The 16,537-nt window shown below is 34.4% G+C and carries 16 protein-coding genes; 5 read left to right on the top strand and 11 right to left on the bottom strand.

Annotation, left to right across the window (positions count from 1 at the left end):
* Positions 1-189 precede the first annotated feature (189 nt).
* From QL232_RS23455 to QL232_RS23445, 3 genes are all read right to left on the bottom strand, one after another.
* On the bottom strand, positions 190-1,527 hold the full coding sequence (locus QL232_RS23455) for a hypothetical protein (protein ID WP_281616001.1): 1,338 nt from the start codon (positions 1,525-1,527) through the stop codon (positions 190-192).
* 42 nt (positions 1,528-1,569) lie between these two features.
* Entirely contained in the window at positions 1,570-4,083 is a 2,514-nt protein-coding gene (locus tag QL232_RS23450) for a TonB-dependent receptor plug domain-containing protein (RefSeq protein ID WP_281616000.1), read from the bottom strand.
* A gap of 342 nt (positions 4,084-4,425) precedes the next feature.
* The gene (locus QL232_RS23445; RefSeq protein ID WP_281615999.1) at positions 4,426-6,141 is read right to left on the bottom strand and encodes a hypothetical protein; all 1,716 of its coding nucleotides are present in this window, start codon (positions 6,139-6,141) and stop codon (positions 4,426-4,428) included.
* Positions 6,142-6,404: 263 nt separating this feature from the next.
* Here QL232_RS23445 and QL232_RS23440 point away from each other — a divergent pair, with 263 nt between their 5' ends.
* From QL232_RS23440 to QL232_RS23420, 5 genes are all read left to right on the top strand, one after another.
* Entirely contained in the window at positions 6,405-6,884 is a 480-nt protein-coding gene (locus tag QL232_RS23440) for an ester cyclase (protein WP_281615998.1), read from the top strand.
* Between the two features lie 65 nt (positions 6,885-6,949).
* Positions 6,950-7,342 (top strand): helix-turn-helix domain-containing protein, encoded by a 393-nt coding sequence (locus tag QL232_RS23435; protein WP_281615997.1) that lies wholly within the window; start codon positions 6,950-6,952, stop codon positions 7,340-7,342.
* 88 nt (positions 7,343-7,430) lie between these two features.
* Positions 7,431-7,799 carry a nuclear transport factor 2 family protein gene (locus tag QL232_RS23430; RefSeq protein ID WP_168884777.1) on the top strand — a complete coding sequence of 123 codons (369 nt, stop codon included), beginning with the start codon at positions 7,431-7,433 and terminating at the stop codon, positions 7,797-7,799.
* A 65-nt stretch (positions 7,800-7,864) separates the two neighbouring features.
* On the top strand, positions 7,865-8,065 hold the full coding sequence (locus QL232_RS23425; protein ID WP_281615996.1) for a hypothetical protein: 201 nt from the start codon (positions 7,865-7,867) through the stop codon (positions 8,063-8,065).
* Positions 8,066-8,082: 17 nt separating this feature from the next.
* A complete protein-coding gene (locus QL232_RS23420) occupies positions 8,083-8,664 on the top strand; it encodes a uracil-DNA glycosylase family protein (protein WP_281615995.1) in 582 nt (193 codons plus the stop codon).
* Between the two features lie 97 nt (positions 8,665-8,761).
* Here the strand turns inward: QL232_RS23420 and QL232_RS23415 are convergent, their stop codons facing one another.
* The 8 genes from QL232_RS23415 to QL232_RS23380 all read right to left on the bottom strand — a co-directional run bounded on the left by QL232_RS23415 (position 8,762) and on the right by QL232_RS23380 (position 16,438).
* Positions 8,762-9,163 carry a mechanosensitive ion channel domain-containing protein gene (locus tag QL232_RS23415; RefSeq protein ID WP_281615994.1) on the bottom strand — a complete coding sequence of 134 codons (402 nt, stop codon included), beginning with the start codon at positions 9,161-9,163 and terminating at the stop codon, positions 8,762-8,764.
* Positions 9,164-9,294: 131 nt separating this feature from the next.
* Positions 9,295-10,434 (bottom strand): hypothetical protein, encoded by a 1,140-nt coding sequence (locus tag QL232_RS23410; RefSeq protein ID WP_281615993.1) that lies wholly within the window; start codon positions 10,432-10,434, stop codon positions 9,295-9,297.
* A gap of 69 nt (positions 10,435-10,503) precedes the next feature.
* Positions 10,504-12,318 carry an alkyl sulfatase dimerization domain-containing protein gene (locus QL232_RS23405; protein WP_281615992.1) on the bottom strand — a complete coding sequence of 605 codons (1,815 nt, stop codon included), beginning with the start codon at positions 12,316-12,318 and terminating at the stop codon, positions 10,504-10,506.
* Between the two features lie 26 nt (positions 12,319-12,344).
* Complete coding sequence (locus QL232_RS23400; protein WP_281615991.1) at positions 12,345-13,151, bottom strand: hypothetical protein; 807 nt, start codon at positions 13,149-13,151, stop codon at positions 12,345-12,347.
* A gap of 263 nt (positions 13,152-13,414) precedes the next feature.
* The gene (locus tag QL232_RS23395) at positions 13,415-13,600 is read right to left on the bottom strand and encodes a hypothetical protein (protein WP_281615990.1); all 186 of its coding nucleotides are present in this window, start codon (positions 13,598-13,600) and stop codon (positions 13,415-13,417) included.
* A 119-nt stretch (positions 13,601-13,719) separates the two neighbouring features.
* On the bottom strand, positions 13,720-15,303 hold the full coding sequence (locus QL232_RS23390; protein ID WP_281615989.1) for a tannase/feruloyl esterase family alpha/beta hydrolase: 1,584 nt from the start codon (positions 15,301-15,303) through the stop codon (positions 13,720-13,722).
* A complete protein-coding gene (locus QL232_RS23385; RefSeq protein WP_281615988.1) occupies positions 15,218-15,574 on the bottom strand; it encodes a hypothetical protein in 357 nt (118 codons plus the stop codon). Before QL232_RS23385 ends, QL232_RS23390 begins: the two co-directional genes overlap by 86 nt.
* A gap of 186 nt (positions 15,575-15,760) precedes the next feature.
* A complete protein-coding gene (locus QL232_RS23380) occupies positions 15,761-16,438 on the bottom strand; it encodes a DUF2490 domain-containing protein (protein WP_281615987.1) in 678 nt (225 codons plus the stop codon).
* Positions 16,439-16,537: the final 99 nt, after the last annotated feature.

Raw genomic sequence — 16,537 nt, 5'->3', positions numbered from 1 at the left:
CATGATAGTTCTAATCTTATTGAATTAGATATATAGTACCCTACACACTGAATATATGTCCCTCTATAAATTAAAATATGACCTCATAAAAAATAAGTAGAAATTGACGTTTCAGTAAAAAAAATGGCTATCGACAATGATCGATAGCCAAATACATATACTACAATTTACTAATTATTAGACTACTCTTTAGTAATTCTGAGCCCCAATGGGTGCACCCACAATTATTGAGTTAGTCACAGTCAGATGACTATAGTTTGATGCTTTTAATCCGTTTTGAAACTGAGGATCATACAACCCTTCCGATAGATATAAAGGACCTACAGCAGTTACATTTGAAAATACACAGGCGGTCTCAGGAACGGCACTAGAATTTTTTGAGGAAGTCGATTCAAAACATTTAGAACCTGATATATCAGCCGCCAATTCGTCTCTTAATACATAGGCATATTGTACTGATCCAGAAAAGCCTGCATCAGTATCAAAATCATCGTCTAAAGTATTGAAAGCTACTAGATGATGTAGGTTTACAGTCCCACCAAACCACTCATATGCATCATCTCCAGCATAAGATGTGATAATATGGTCTATTTTGGTTTTACTGCCAATACTACCTAAGGTTAATGTATTTATTTCATTACCGGGAGAAAGTGCAATGCCTGAATATTCTATTCTTACAAACCTCAGGATACCCGAATCATCATCAGGATCATTTCCGCCATATTGACCATTATTGCCTGTAGCATCAATCCCTTCAATCGTTACATTTTCTCCTTTATTATTGGGGGATTTTCCTAAGAGAACAATGCCTCCCCAATCTCCTCTATCTCTTGCCCCAACCGATGCTGAAGAAGTAAATACAATAGGATTTTCGGGTGTTCCTTCAGCAAAAATTTTAGCACCCCTATTGATGATTAATACACCAGGTTCTGTATTTCCTGTTCTACCTGCTCCAAAAATAACTGTACCCGGATCTATAGTAATACTATATCCTTCTTGAATAAATACTTGTCCTACTAAAAGATATTGATTGTTGGATGTTAGGTGTAGGTTCTCAGCAATATTTCCTGACAGCTTAATCACTTGAGAGGAGTTGTACTTATAGTCTTTTTGGATAGGATCTATTAAAAACCATTCTGAGTCTGAATACCACTCTTTGTCTACCGATTTACCAAAAGCACCAATATGTGACGGGATCTCCATGGATGTAGGCAAATTATTATCTATCTGAATACCCAAAAATGTATCAGAAGTTAATACAGCTAACTCCTCTCTATGGCCCTCTTTTCCAAAACTAGTGTTTGAAAATACATCCTCAACTAATAAATCTGATACATTCTCTGTGGTATCATCCATCTGCATATAAGTCAGATCATTTTCCACCATGATTGAGCTTATCAGTTTTGCAAAACCCGTAATATCTACAGTAGTGTCACCAAATTGTGGTTTTGAAGGGTCAACATGAAAGGATTCTACTTGACATCCAAATATCAACAAGGATATTAAAAGGTATATATATTTATGCATTCTATTTTTTCTTTTAAAATTATAAGCAACCATCACTAGTGATTAGAATTTCACACTAAGACCAAATGTAAACGAAGGTCCAACTTCTACTTCTCTAATTAGTTTATCTGCTCCATTTCCAGGATTTATCTGCCCATCCATATTGGCATCTTCATAGAAAGTCGCTTTCGCATTTAATAAGTTCTGAGCGGTAAAAGAAAAGTCTAACTTATCCGTTACATTTCTTTTTAGTTTGAATCCTAAATGATGCACAGGCATCAAATACCAAGGGTATGTTTCTTGTCCGTCCCCAACCGTATACAGACTCATGCCTTGTGTATAATACATTAGACTGAAAACTTGTTTTTTCCAAGTATAACTAAGTGCCATGTTTACTGTATAGGGAGCCTGCCCTTGCAATGCTCTGGTGGATGAAGCCTCTTGAGATTCTTCAGATAATGCTACTTGTGAGTATACATACGAAGCATTGGTCATTAATGTAAAATCGTTAAGCCAATGATGTTTATTGGTACTTAATGGTGTGATCCATTGTACTGCCACACCATAAACCTGAGCAGATTCTGAATTCTCATAAGTAAACATTGGGCTTTCAGAACGTATGCGATAGGCTTTTTCAATCGGGTTATCAAGGTATTTATAAAATGCAGAGGCTGAAAACCTCATCCCTGATTGAAAAGATTTGGAGTACCCAATTTCAAAATTATGTATCTCCGTATTCTCTAAATCAGGATTTCCAGAGATATCTGTTCGCCACTCAAAATCATAATAGGTAAAAGGTGCAAGTTCTCTAAAAGCAGGACGATTTATGGTCTTGGCATAAGATGCAGTCCAAGCTCCTCCCCAATGGTCTTTTTGTGTGATATTTATATAAGGAAGAATATCTGTTGAATTATTATTTACTTGAACGGTATCACTATTTAGCGTCTGATCAAAAGTTTCTATTCTTACTCCTGTAGACATAAAAGTTGACTTAGAAATTGGTAATTCAACCCCAATGTACTCTGCCATAAGCTTACTATTTGCATAGTATGAATCAGAAGGACGAGTACCATCAATCAAATAATATCCATTTGGACCAAAGTTTTCTGGAGAAAAGATACTCCCAATCTCACTAGCTGAAGGATAACGTAACTCGTATGCAGTGTTATCGTCTTGTGCAAAAGATGTCAATCTACTATCAAAACCTCTTTCGGAATATTCTGCATATAGCCCTGCCTTTAATGTGATTTCATTGGTTAACTTTCTTGCAAAATCTGTTCTTGCCGAATATGTGTTTTCTTTTAGTTGTGAAGCATAACGAGAACCTGCATCTGCTTTCGATGAACGAGGAATTAATAAATAAAAATCTCCGGTAGTTCCCATTAATCGTTGTGCTCCAGATATTCGGTAATCTGGTTCATTTCTAGTGGTATGGGAATATCCTAAAGCCCATTTTACTGAGGTTTTTTCATCCACACCAAGTAAATGTTGACCATTGATTCTACCCATGTAAACGGAACTTGTAATATAATCTGTAGCATACATTAACCTTTCATATTGATCATCATATTCTAACCCATGTCTTAGAGAAAACATATTGTTTGCATGATGTAAAAAGTAATTGGATACAGAAATCGTTGATTTAGGGTTAAATTCAAAGTTCCAATTAGAAACCATGTTTAGTTGCGTATTCTGTTGATAAATATGGTCGTTATTATAATATTTTGTTCTACTTCCAACAACAGTACCTGATGCATCCGTTTCATAACCTGAATAACCATATCGATCGGAATAAGCCGTTTTAGATGATTTATCGAAGGAAAATCCATTGACTGTAGATACTTTCACTCTACTGCCTCCGAGATCTCTGCCCATATAATAGGACATTCCCATATTAGGCAATGCTGTTGTTTTGTTTATTCCCCAAACATTTTCCAATTGAGCAGCTTGAGCAGCAGATTCATTTCTACTCATATTTTGCAATTGATCTGGAGAGGCTATATCATTTGAAAAGTTTCTTTTGTCTACACCAAACCCAAAAAAATCCGCTGCACCTCCATAATTTATCGGTTGATAGAAATCTTGTCCCGTTGTTTGAGGTAGATACCCTAATTTTACTGAAAATATGTTGAAGTTTTTAGAGACTTTATTTTTTGAATGCATCGCTATTGCAGCTCCACCAAACTCTCCACTTATACCAGCTGCTCCAGTAGTATAAATATCCATTTCTGATATTGCAGAGGATGGAATCATTTTGAAAGAAAATGCTTTGGTACTTGTTTCAGTACTAGGTGCTAGGATTCCATCAAGATAGACCGCATTATACCCTGGAGATAGTCCCCTAAAAGAAAGTTGAGACTTACCATTTAATTGAGCTCCGGGAGTCATCACTAAAGCACCAACAGGACCTCCCAAAGTACCTAATTGTTGTTGATTTAGTTGGTATCCAACCACAATATTGGTAGGTTCTGTAGTTGAAACGGATGCTATTGAATCATTTATAGTTTGAGCAGATAATGGCCCCCCAAACAATATCATAAAGAACAATGAGCTATTATAAAAACTCTTCAAGTTCATATTTGTATGCAGTTCGTCGTTGTTATTTAATTATCACGACTCAAAAGTATACATTGTTATTTGTATGAATTTGAACTGTTTATTATCAATCATATATCTAATATTACCTTTGTGTTAACTTAAATAATTTTTAAAAATCAGTAAATTAATTTAACACTATTTTTTAGTAATATTATTTATCAATGGTATTAATTTATAGAATTAGTTAAGTATAGTTTTACTATTACAGCTGCTAAAAACAAGTAGGATTTCAATTAGGAACGAAAAAATATAGTTTCACATCAACCATAAAAAACCTCACCTCTCAAAAAAATAATTCTAAAAGAGATGAGGTTGCTTTATTTATTTCAATTCGACTTTCATAGTACCACCGATTCCGTTAAAAATCAGGTTACCTTCTTCATCGTATTGAATCAGTGCATATGCACCATTACCATAAGATGTTTTTCCAAAATTCACTTCATGAACTTGCATTCCTGTATTCCAATCAAAACCTAAAATCTCCCATCCTTTTTCTGGGTCATAAGTATTAACCAATACAATATTTGAAGTGGAACTTACTGATGGGACCATACTTGTTGATGCAATGGTAGCATTCGACCATTGACTTGTCCATTTGTTTTCTTTAGTATCCCACTCAAATTTCTCGATACCTTTACCCGCTTCTACAATCGGACCAACAGCCAGTACGTTAAAGATCAAATCATTTACTCTATTTATTGGATCAAAATCTCTTAATCCACCTGCATTAGGAGCAATGTTATTTACAACGAAAGCACCATACCCCAAAGTTGCTACAGACTGTTCCGACTGAATAAACTCAGGAGATGATTCTCCATAGCCACAATTCACTTCAATAGCATCTGCCAATTGTTTTCCATTGTCCTGGCGTTCTCTCCAAAAAGCAGTTAGATTCATTTTATTTGCTCCATCCGTAATTACAACCAGTTGATCTTCATCCTCACCAAATCCCATTAAAGTCGGTGTTGATCCAGTACCTGTTCCATATTTTATCGTCGGTGTCAACTCTCCTGTTTTATAAGGAACAGACCATGCTCCGTCTTCTGACCTAGTTGAGAATGAATCACCGTTCCAAATAATTTTGTTCATCATCACTCCACTTGCCAAGTAAATAGCATTTTCTTCATCCATAGCAAATGAGTTAGAGATAAACTCAGGACTTGTATTGCCTTTTGGAGGATAAGTACTATAAAAAGCCTCAATTGGTAAAGCTAAATTATCTTTTACTTCAGTAAGATTATTGTCTAGTGCAATTAAACCGAAAATAGTACCCACAATGACTGTTCCGTCATAAGCAATTTGGGCTCCGGTAATTCCACCTGGTACCAATTTCATATCTATATATTTTGCCAGTTCCTGAGGTATAGCCATTTGGTCTTTTACATTCATAACACTTACTTCATCTACTGTCTCTCCTGTAAATCTAAGTTTATGAATGTGCCCAGATGCTGTAAAATATAGGTTACCATCTTTGTCGACGAAGGCATAAATACTATTGCCCGTAAGCATTCTTAATGTTGGGTTCTGAAGCTTTGTTGGTGCCCAATTTTTATCATAGTCTTTCGCTAATGATGCACTATCAGAATATGATCTACCAATCACAGCTTCCAATTTTTCATCACTAATCTCAGGAACTTTTGGTAGTTGATATGCCGCTACTTTCTTCCAATCGCCCTTACGACCATCGATATAAATGATTTTATCAGTTGACAAAGCCCACCAAAAACCATCCTCTTTCGCCTTTAATGTGATAATATTCACAGGACCTGCTGTTATACTTTTTGCAGTTAAAGGATCCACTTTAAAAACGCCTTTTTTTATTGGTGCTTCAAAGTTGTCAGATTGTGCCATATCAAAATGAGTCGTAGCCATCTTATCTGATACTAACCATGGATTTATTTTGGGTTGAGAAACCTCTTTATTTTCGGAATAATGCCTGTCTATCTGTTTTTGTTTACTTGCATTTGTTGTTTTACATGCTGTAAAAGCAGCACATCCTAAAGCCGTAATTATAATTCGGTAGATCTTATATTTCATTTGTTGAATAGTCTGTTTTTCTATTGATATCAGAGAAAACGTTGAGGATGATCTACTGACTATCAAAATCCTGTAACAGTTTTTTAAATTCTGCTTATTGATGACATAAATGCATCTTAAGACAAATCGTGGTGTAATTCCTATCGAATTTATAGTTAAATGAAAATAAAAATCCATTTCACTTGCATTTTGCAAGCGTTGTTTATTACATTTGTTTACTTGCATTTTGCAAGTGTATGAAATTACTCTAAAATTTATAACTTATGGAAACTCTTCAAATCAACTTAGATCACTTAAAAAAAGAGCATTGGTCCAACAAAGAACTTGAGAATGCTACTATTGTCGTTGACTTTATTCAGAATATCATGAATAACCATGACTTTGACTATGTCAGAAAAACCTATGGAGGTAACCCGTATAAACAACACAACCAAAGTATGACAGATGGACTAGACGGTGTATTGGATGTTGTCTCAGATTTTGCTAAACAATATCCAGATTATCAATACGACGTTAAGCATATCTATGTAGATGGTGATCATGTTACGGTTCATTCTCATGCTACCAACAACAAAAAACATAGAGGAAACCCCAAGAAAGGGTTAAATATCATTGATGTGTGGAAAGTTCAAAATGGGAAAATTGTAGAACATTGGGATGCTGTTCAGCCCATCAACGGGTTCCTCCGTTTTCTCTTTTGGATGATTGGAGGAAAGTTCAGAAATGCCAATACTTATTTTTAAAGTAGGATACTTCTTACAAAGCTTTTAGATTGCAAGCATTAATTCATTTCAAAATAGAACAATATATGAGGTCTGAATGTCCTATAAGTTTTGCGTTAGATTTTTTTGGTGATAAATGGACTTTATTGATCATAAGAGATATGATTTTTGATCAAAAAAGATTCTATAAAGACTTTCAAAATTCAGGTGAGAAAATCGCTACCAATATTCTTTCTGATCGATTAAAGAAGTTGGAACAAAATGGTGTGATCCGCTCTGAAGTTTATGCACTGAAGAAAACCCAGAAAGAATATTTTCTAACGGAAAAAGGAAAAAGTCTGCTGCCCGTTCTATTAGATATGATGGTTTGGTCTTTTGACTACAATAATGAGTTAAATGTTACAGCAGAGTTTATTCAAAAAGTAAAAAATAGTCGCGAGGAAGTAATTCAATATTTTGAAGAAAAATTTAGTGAATAAATTCATTATTTATCCACTCAAATTTATTGAAGAAATAGGTTAAAAAGGTTATATTCAAAACATATTGATAACATCCAAAACTTAACTTATGACTATTCAAGAAATTGCTAACCGCTTGGTAGAACTTTGTAGAAAAGGCGACTTCGAAACGGCTCATGCTGAGCTATTTGCTGATGACTGTGTAAGCATTGAACCCGATGGTGCTCCCGTAAAAGAAGTAAGAGGAAAAGAAGGCCTCGCAGCAAAAGGAAAACAATTTATGGAGATGATGGAACCTCACAGTTATGAAATATCTGATCCAGTAGTTGCCGATGATTACTTCTCTTGTTCAGTAATGATGGATGCGACATTTAAGCCTACAGGTCAACGCTCTCAAAGTAGCGAAATCGCATTATATGAAGTAAAAAATGGAAAGATTGTCCGAGAGGAATTCTTCTATATCCCCAATCAAGGATAATATTATTTATCAATACGCTATACATTATACCTGTATAGCGTTTTCACTTTAACCAAAAACTAAGAATGAAAAAAGGAAGAATTGTCACAATAATACTAGCCATTACGGTTATCATCGGACAACTTACTGTTGTCGATTACTCCAATTTAAGTTGGGAAAATAATATGGGTAGCTTCCTAGGTATCCTTTCTATGATCCTCCTAATTTTAAGTACATTTTTTTCGATATACAAGACGCAAAACAAGCAAGAAACACTTAACTCTTAAATCAATTAAAAAATAATATGGACTCTGCACAACTTTTATTAGAAGAGATCATTAACTCAGATATATGTAAAGGTTGTTCCCCTCCAGATGCTAAACCTCTATTAAATTTTTCATCAAAGTCTAAGATATTAATTATTGGACAAGCTCCTGGAATTAAAGCCATAGAATCGGGTATTCCATGGAATGATGCAAGTGGAAGAAGACTTAGAGAATGGATGGAAATTTCTGATAAAGACTTTTATGATAAAGAGAAAGTGGCAATTGTTCCAATGGATTTTTGTTTTCCCGGAAAAGGAAAATCCGGTGATCTGCCCCCACGACCTATTTGTGCCAAACAATGGATGGGGAAGATCATGAAAGAATTACAAAATATTGAACTGACACTTTTAATTGGCCAATATGCACAAAAGTATTTCTTAGCTGAGCGAAGACAAGAAACCTTGACATCAACTGTCAAAAATTGGAAAAGTTACTATCCACATTATTTTGTTATGCCACACCCCTCGCCCAGAAATAATATATGGCTTAAGAAGAACGACTGGTTTGAAATAGAATTACTTCCTGTATTAAAAAGTGAAGTGAAAAGAATATGCAAGTGACGATTATTTATTGTAATACTTATATAAGTATATAGCATCAAACTCTTTTATTTAAATAAGAGTTTGAGTAATAACTAAAACTATAAATACATTTTTTTCATTTTATTGTTGAAATTTTTACTGACCATAACTTTTGCATAAATGCTGTATTGGTCAACATCAGTCTTTGATTCTCTTCTGTAATAATGGTGGTAAAGAATAATCCTATATCTGTTATTGCTCCTTGGATACCATTACCTTCGTAGATATGGATTTGATCACCTATCTTTAATGGGCTTGTTAAAAATATAATTATACATGCCGTTACATTGGATAGGTGCGACCATTGTGCAAAAAATGCAACCCCTATAATTGTAAAAATAGAGGTCAAATATATAGCCAAATCTTCAGAATTCACTTCCCATACTCCTAATATCATTAATATTGAAATTACGATGATTGCTACATTAATCACTTTAGAAATGACTACTTTTCTTCTTGTCTGAAAAGTAGAAGTCATTACTGTTTTATTTAATAATCTTCGAAACGAGAATTTTAAGGTTAGGGCAACACCTATAATCAAGAATGATGATAAGATATTGCCTATATTAATAGTGATATTTTCAAAAACATGTGTCATAAATCTCATTATTAGAAGGTGAAAATCAACCCCATTGTGTACGTTTTGATAGGGAGTAAACTATTCTCTGTACTAAAAACTGAATAGGTTCTTATTCCAGCATAAATATCAAAATTTAAAGGATTAATTTTTTGTTGAGTATATACTCCTAAGCTTTCTATTTTATCGTTACTATTACCAATTGAAAATCCTTCGGAATAATCTAAGACAAAAGATGTTGAACCATATTTCCACCAATTTCTCTCTATTCCTAACCTAACTATATATCCGTTAGAATTATTCATATCATCCATTTTACTTGCTGTTGAGAATAAAGATGAAATACTCAACCCCGTAGCATGGTGTTTTCCTGATATTCCCAATACCGTTCTTCCTGAAAAAGTAGGTGAAGGCTGATGTTCATAAGATATATAAGACCTGAAATCCCATTGTTCGTAGTTCTTAAAATAATTGATGGCTGCATCCCATTGAGCAGATGTACTTATACTTGCTTGTACTTCAAGACCATTAAAAAAGACGGGACTTCTATAACGTACTCTATCTGTAATCAGCATTCTTTCTGGAGTATAAAAATAATCTCTAATTTGAGTATCACTCAGTTCCTCTGTTTCTCGATCTCTAAAATACAACCCTTGTGAGGCCAATCCTAAAATCAAGATATTACCATTTGCTATACCACTTAAATCACTATGCAGAAACATTGTGGAAGAAGTTAAACCTATTCCTACATCTATAAAGCCAAACTTTTCATGCCCAAAAGTTAACTCACTTGCTAGCATTCGAATCACAGAACCAGGGTTTGCTTGCTCTTGTGTAATATGAGAGGGCCTTCTACTCTGCATAGCCACTTCTACATTAGCTCCAACATAAAAAGGCAATGATTTTTCACTTTGAACAACTAGTTTTAACCGTGAAGGTGCTTGGTCAGAGTCCATCACATAAGGCCCTACCAATGTACCACCTCCATCGTCCACCAACATTAATGATTTATGAATTCTACCTGCGAAATTATAAGTAAACATTGGCTTTGGAATACTATCATTGATGGTGTTAGCCTCTTTTTCTTCTAGTATTTCAGAGGCATATGATTGTAGATTTCCAAAAATAAAAGTGGATAGTAGAGCAAGGAGAACTTTAGTGAATTTTTTCATCTTCAATTTGTTGAAATAGTGTACTGAGGTATTTCTACCCCAGTACTTGCTTATGTTCATTGGAAAAGGTTATTTACTAGCCATCTTATTGTATTTCAATATTGGAGACTTAGCATCAAACCAATCAAATTGTTCTAATAACCAGTGTGCCTCTATTTTATTAGTACTTACAGACACATTACTATTAAATAATAATTTCTCTGCGTTAATTTTCCCTGTATAATAATTGGCAAATAATGCTCTAGGTACCTTAATGACTACATTTTGCATTTTGTAGTAGGTATCAGGATTTTCAATAAATTCAGCCACTCCTTTTCTGATATGTAATCCAAATTGAGGACTATTTTCCACATCCGTAAATTCAAAAACAATTACTTCATTTGTAGTCTTACTTTTTTCCGGATCAATTCTTACCCTCATCAAATTCACATACGTTCCTGGTTCTGAATCCATCACTTCATCTACTTCCGGTAACATCATATGAGGAATCATCACCTTGTTTTCTAATGCTCTTGCTTGTCCCAAATACCAAGATCTAGAAATAGAAGATTCTGTGGTTTGTCCCATCTTTCTTAAAGCATCTGCTTTTTGCTGACGAACATCTTGGTCATTAGGATATACTTTATATAAGTAATCTGATAACTGTGTAGCCCATGAATATTCTTTATTTTCCATGGCAGTAGCAATGTTTTCCATCATTTTGGTTTTTCCTCCAAAACCTTCCACCATTTTTTGAGCTTCTATACTTGGCTCAACCGTATTGATTTTAGTCGCATTACCATCGTACCACCCTAAGGCATTATTGTAAATATTTTGAGGATAATGACTCATTTCGCCATATGTTAACTGGTTGGTAGGCCATTCTGCAAGGTGCTTAGGTAACTGAATACTATGACGCATTTCTTCTGGAGTAGCTCCTAATAAAGTTTGTCTTAGCGTCTGATCGTATAAGAAGGCTAAACCATCATGGTAATTTGTAACTGCTTCAACCACTTTATTCTTTCCTGAAATGGCAAATGTATGCGTACTGATTAAGTATTCAGGATTCAAATCTCTAATCTTTCTAAGTCCTTCCATCCAAGGAAGGGGATTTCTATACATAGATCCTCTTAAAGTATATTGATTTGAATAAAATGGCCAATATAAATTATTTAAGACGACATCTTTTTCAGGGAAATACACCATCAAACAATCATCAGTATCACTACCGTAATTTGTGAAAAATTGCATTTTTACACCGTCTATCGTTAATTCTTCACCATCTTCAACAGGGGTAGTTACCGGCATAAAACCTTTTTCATTTTTACCAATTGGAGAAGAAAATAGTGGAGCATCATCCCCTTCGTTTGGCGTATAAATATCAAATTGTTCATATGCTCTTGCCGTTAATACTGGTGCCAACTCTGGAACAGATGAACCAAGACCTTTACTTTCTTTTATGTTTTTATTGAGGTTTGCATGACCAATAATATTATAGGTTTGTTGCCCTTCTAGTAAAGAAGTTGTTCCCCATACATAATGAGCGTGGCTATAAATAACTGTCTTAACAGGTTTATCACTTACCTTTTTTATTTCATCTAAAAACTTTTTTCCATCAATGACATCATTTCCTGTATCGTAAACGATCAAAGAATTTTCTCCTTCAATAACGCCACAGTTAACATGAGCAAAACCTTCAATACTCCAAACTCCATCTGCTAATTTTACAACATTGGGTTGATGAGGCATTGTTTTTATAATAGATTTAGGAGCTTCTTGATTGACAATTCCTCCATTTGGAAGAACAGTTGTTTCTACTTGACTTCCCATATATTTATCATCTTGTGCTTGTAGCGTACCACACATAACTAATGAAGTAACTGCTATTGATAATATCTTATTCATTGTAATTATTGATTTGAAGTGATTGATTATTTAGAGAAAACGAAGTTGGCCATTAGCCTAAATTCTTGTGTTGGTGCAGAGTCTGGTCTGACTACATACTTGTAATATTGAGCACCGATAGCAACAGGTAAATTTCCCATAAATACTACTTTACTAAGTCCTCCTCCAACAGGTACAGTCCATTGTTGACCTTGTGCATGATCCCAGTTTGCCATAATTGTGGGGAAAGTATTGATGATCCATCCATTACCTAAACTGTAGGCAATAAGTGGTTGTAATACCATTTGGTTTACTCCTGTTCTTGTGTTATCTCCAGCAAAAGACCATGTTTGTCTGATTACACCATCAAAAGTCCATTTTCCAGTTTGATAAACAAGTACTGCAGATAAACCGCCACTCCATTGTCCTGTTCCAAAGACATCACTTGTAGCCGTTGGTAGATTGATGGAAGGTCCTATACCCCAAGCTACTTTTTTGACTGTTTTAGGAGAGAACAAAAGAGAGTAGTTGATATCTGTTAACCCCCATTGTCCATCAATTTTTCCTATCTCAGCACCCCCATCCATTCCTGGCGTATAATTGACGCCAATAACTGCTCTGTGGATGAGGTTAAAGTTATCATAACTAGTTGCATGAATTGGTTGGAATGATAAACCATAACTCACAGAATTATCGGCATTGTAACCGATGTTATTTTGGATAGGTAGTGCTGATAATTTTGATAATGGATTCTGTAATTTCTGTGCTATCTCATCAGCCCTATTCTGACTATAAGCCAGTGAACTTGCTGAGAGTAGCAATAGTAGAATGAAGTATTTCAATGTTCTTTTCATGATTGAATGATTATGTTCTTTGATTAGATTACCTTACAAAAGTCTCATTCTATCAGCTCTTATGTTAGTTAAACACCGTATGTAACGGTAACATGGAAAATGTTACATGGGGATTGATTTTGTTTTTTATTGTTAACCCATAATTCTACAAATTTTCTACGATCTGCTTTCAAACTTCCTTCTTCTTCATTTTTGTCTTGAAACAAAAACGAAGCAAAAAATTCAAGGCTTAGAAGTCAAAAGCTAAATTCCATTACTCTCGCCTAAATGATTTTAAACTCGCTGCGCTCAAACAAGAAAATCATTTTTAACGGCTCATTCCATGAAATTCTTAACGCTTTTCCCTTCAAGGCCGAAGGAGAAGCGCTACTTACTTTTACATCAAAATATCTCTTTAAAAGGTTTTCATCTTCTAGTTTAATACTTGTGTGTATAAAAGGTTCTTTCATCTTCAAAAAAGAAAAACCACCCCATTTACGAAAAATGAAAGGTGGCACTCATTGGATTAGTTTAAAAACTAAGTTAGTTGACTATGAAAAAATTAATTGGTTTCTGTTTCTTAAGTTGTCTAGTTTCCACAGTTAAATGATCTTACATCTCGAGTATCACCTACTCCATCGTATTCAGCAGCTGTAGGGTAAGGACAAAGTAATCTCGAACCTGCAAGCTTCATATCTTCATCGATAAAATACACTGTGATTTGTTCGGGGTCTTTTTCATTGGCTACCCAATTGTCTATTTCATCTACCCAGTTTACATACCATGGACCATCACCACCAGCACAGTGTAATACACCCGGCATCATGAACAATTTCACATCCTCTTGTGCTGTTTCATCAAAGTCAATCACATCTTCATAATAACCAATGGTACCTAATGAAGTAATGGCAGGATCAGACCATCCAGAGTACATCATTAACTTTCCTCCGTTGGCTCTAAATTTTGATAAATCAGGGCTTGAAGCATTCAACGTTTGACCTATAAGTAAGGCATCATCTCTGAATGTATCATAATCATAGTCTGTGTACGTCCATGCTGAATCTTGGTAGATAAAGAACTTCATGATATGTGTACCAAAGCCATATTGATAGTTTGGAGGTATTGTAAATTTTTCTTCCGATGAATTATCAATTCCTTGATGAAACGTACTTCCATCATCTACATGATTCAATCCACCAGTAATCCATTTTGCCCATCCATCTTGATGTGTCTCTCCCCCGAAAGGAAAACCATAAAATATATCTCCATTTTTATCTTGTGGTCCTTCGTAAATCGCTTTTAAGGCATCAATTTGTTCTTGTGATAAACAGTCCTCTTTATTATCCCCTTCACACAACAATGTTTCTATATCAAAATGACAAGCTCTTGGATCATTTAAAATACCATCTTTGATACCGTCCAACTCATCACACATTTCTAAATAAGCATCCTCTACTAATTTTAAATCTGATATACTTAATAATGGCTCATCTAGGTTATTAGGATCTGGAAACATTTTGCTCACATTATGTGTCATTCCCATCGCTAAACCAGAAGTCCATTCATAGGCAGGTGCTCCAGCAACTATACCATCAAAATCATCGGGGTATCTTTGTGCTTCCATCATGGCTTGACCACCACCTCTAGAACAACCCACGAAATAGCTATATTCAATTTTATTGTTGTAAAAAGCTTCAATAATCGCCTTAGAAACTACTGTTGTTCTATGCACAGCCATATGTCCAAAGTTGACAATAGCTTCCATATCACCTTCTGCCCATCGACCATCAATTGGGTTGGCACCTTCATGACCAGTATCTGTACCTACAGTTGCATAGCCTTTTTCTAAAACATTATAACTTAATGCAAGGTTGATGACCGACCCTACAAAACCTGCACCTCCACCGAAGACAAATTTTCCATTCCAATCCTCTGGAAGCAACAACTCAAACTTAATATTCTCTCCAATAATGCCTGCTACCTTATAATGAGGAGCCATAGCCTCTTCCTTTGATATAGAAGTGATATTTACATCTGCTATTTCAGGAATATTATCAGGATTTCCACCTTTTTTATTTTTATCGTATTTAGTATTGTAAGTAAAACCAACGAGAGCGGATAATGAAAAGGCAAGTATAATCACCTTTATCAGATTCATTTTTCTTTTGTTCATTTTGATTGATTTTATTGATTTGAATATGATGTCTTTTAATGAAATAGATTAACTCTTTTCGAAGCTCTCTTAAAGTATATTGATACTCCTTTATTAAATCGCTTTTCGACTCTTTATCTAGTACCCTTATTTGATACTTGCATAAGAAGTAATCCTTGGAAATGTCCATTATCATTTCAAAAGAATTAAAGAGATGATCTATGGTCTCTTTATGTAATGGGAAATCCTTTTTAAGCTCATTTTTTAAAAGATCTTCAAAAACTTCCTTCATTGTTTTTTGTTTTTTCTTGATACAAATGTGGGTAGGATAAAGCTGTGATGTTAGTTATATACCGTATGTTACGGTTAAGTCTTTTTTCATTTTACATGTCGAAAAATACACTTGTTTACGATGTTATACTTCATCAAAAGAAGATATTTAATGAGGTAAGAGAAGAAAGTAGTTTGTTATTCAGGGTTACTTTTTTTTACGACCAAACAAAGGCCCGACTTTCAAAGGGTGTATCACATGATTTATTTTAACGCGGATCAAATTTGTTTCATTTATATGCTGTCTTTCGTTTCTTTTATATCCCCTTTCATTGATATACTCTAATGTGACAAAAATATTCTTATAGGCTCTCCTTATTATCCCTACATACGTTCGATTACTCGCTATTCTTAAGTCTTTTTCATTGAGAGATACAAAGGGTTCTATTCCAAAAGTCAAATAGCCAAAAGAGGAAGAATACTTAATAGAAGGATTATATCTCAACCTCACTTTGGTTTGAGCATTATCTCCAAAAAATTGTTCCTCAAAACGAACTCTTTGAGAAAGAGTGAAAGCATTAAATCTTGTTTTAATTACGAAATCTTGATACGGACGCAGTTCTTGACGAACCTGTGTTCCATCAACAAACATTACCCCTGCCCTTACATACATATTTTCAGTAATATCATACCTTAATCCACTCCTAATTTGTCCTCTATTTCCTTCTGAGAAATATTCCCGATATCCTATGTCTGAGTCAATGCTAAACTTATAAGATAGTTTATACTGATTAAAATAATGAAGCCATAGAATATCTTGTGTGAAAGAATTATGAGGTATTATTCCTAATAAAAACAGGAATAAAATCTTGATATATCTTATCATAATTTTTCAGTATTAAATCCCAAATTTCAAAAACTTGTTATCAGATTTCTCGTTATATTCAGTAACACGAAATATTAGAAAAAATATAGTTCTATATTA

The sequence above is a fragment of the Flammeovirga sp. SubArs3 genome, from assembly GCF_947387565.1.
GTDB lineage: Bacteria > Bacteroidota > Bacteroidia > Cytophagales > Flammeovirgaceae > Flammeovirga > Flammeovirga agarivorans.
Note: the sequence above shows the minus strand (reverse complement) of the source record. Positions and strands in the feature narration are given on the sequence as shown.

Excerpts from the sequence above, each read along its gene's own strand:
- QL232_RS23435 (WP_281615997.1), top strand. The coding sequence starts at position 6,950 with ATGAGGTCTGAATGTCCTATAAGTTTTGCGTTAGATTTTTTTGGTGAT.
- QL232_RS23450 (WP_281616000.1), bottom strand. The coding sequence starts at position 4,083 with ATGAACTTGAAGAGTTTTTATAATAGCTCATTGTTCTTTATGATATTG.
- QL232_RS23400 (WP_281615991.1), bottom strand. The coding sequence starts at position 13,151 with ATGAAAAGAACATTGAAATACTTCATTCTACTATTGCTACTCTCAGCA.
- QL232_RS23445 (WP_281615999.1), bottom strand. The coding sequence starts at position 6,141 with ATGAAATATAAGATCTACCGAATTATAATTACGGCTTTAGGATGTGCT.
- QL232_RS23395 (WP_281615990.1), bottom strand. The coding sequence starts at position 13,600 with ATGAAAGAACCTTTTATACACACAAGTATTAAACTAGAAGATGAAAAC.
- QL232_RS23405 (WP_281615992.1), bottom strand. The coding sequence starts at position 12,318 with ATGAATAAGATATTATCAATAGCAGTTACTTCATTAGTTATGTGTGGT.
- QL232_RS23420 (WP_281615995.1), top strand. The coding sequence starts at position 8,083 with ATGGACTCTGCACAACTTTTATTAGAAGAGATCATTAACTCAGATATA.
- QL232_RS23410 (WP_281615993.1), bottom strand. The coding sequence starts at position 10,434 with ATGAAAAAATTCACTAAAGTTCTCCTTGCTCTACTATCCACTTTTATT.
- QL232_RS23385 (WP_281615988.1), bottom strand. The coding sequence starts at position 15,574 with ATGAAGGAAGTTTTTGAAGATCTTTTAAAAAATGAGCTTAAAAAGGAT.
- QL232_RS23425 (WP_281615996.1), top strand. The coding sequence starts at position 7,865 with ATGAAAAAAGGAAGAATTGTCACAATAATACTAGCCATTACGGTTATC.
- QL232_RS23390 (WP_281615989.1), bottom strand. The coding sequence starts at position 15,303 with ATGAACAAAAGAAAAATGAATCTGATAAAGGTGATTATACTTGCCTTT.
- QL232_RS23455 (WP_281616001.1), bottom strand. The coding sequence starts at position 1,527 with ATGCATAAATATATATACCTTTTAATATCCTTGTTGATATTTGGATGT.
- QL232_RS23380 (WP_281615987.1), bottom strand. The coding sequence starts at position 16,438 with ATGATAAGATATATCAAGATTTTATTCCTGTTTTTATTAGGAATAATA.
- QL232_RS23440 (WP_281615998.1), top strand. The coding sequence starts at position 6,405 with ATGGAAACTCTTCAAATCAACTTAGATCACTTAAAAAAAGAGCATTGG.
- QL232_RS23415 (WP_281615994.1), bottom strand. The coding sequence starts at position 9,163 with ATGACTTCTACTTTTCAGACAAGAAGAAAAGTAGTCATTTCTAAAGTG.
- QL232_RS23430 (WP_168884777.1), top strand. The coding sequence starts at position 7,431 with ATGACTATTCAAGAAATTGCTAACCGCTTGGTAGAACTTTGTAGAAAA.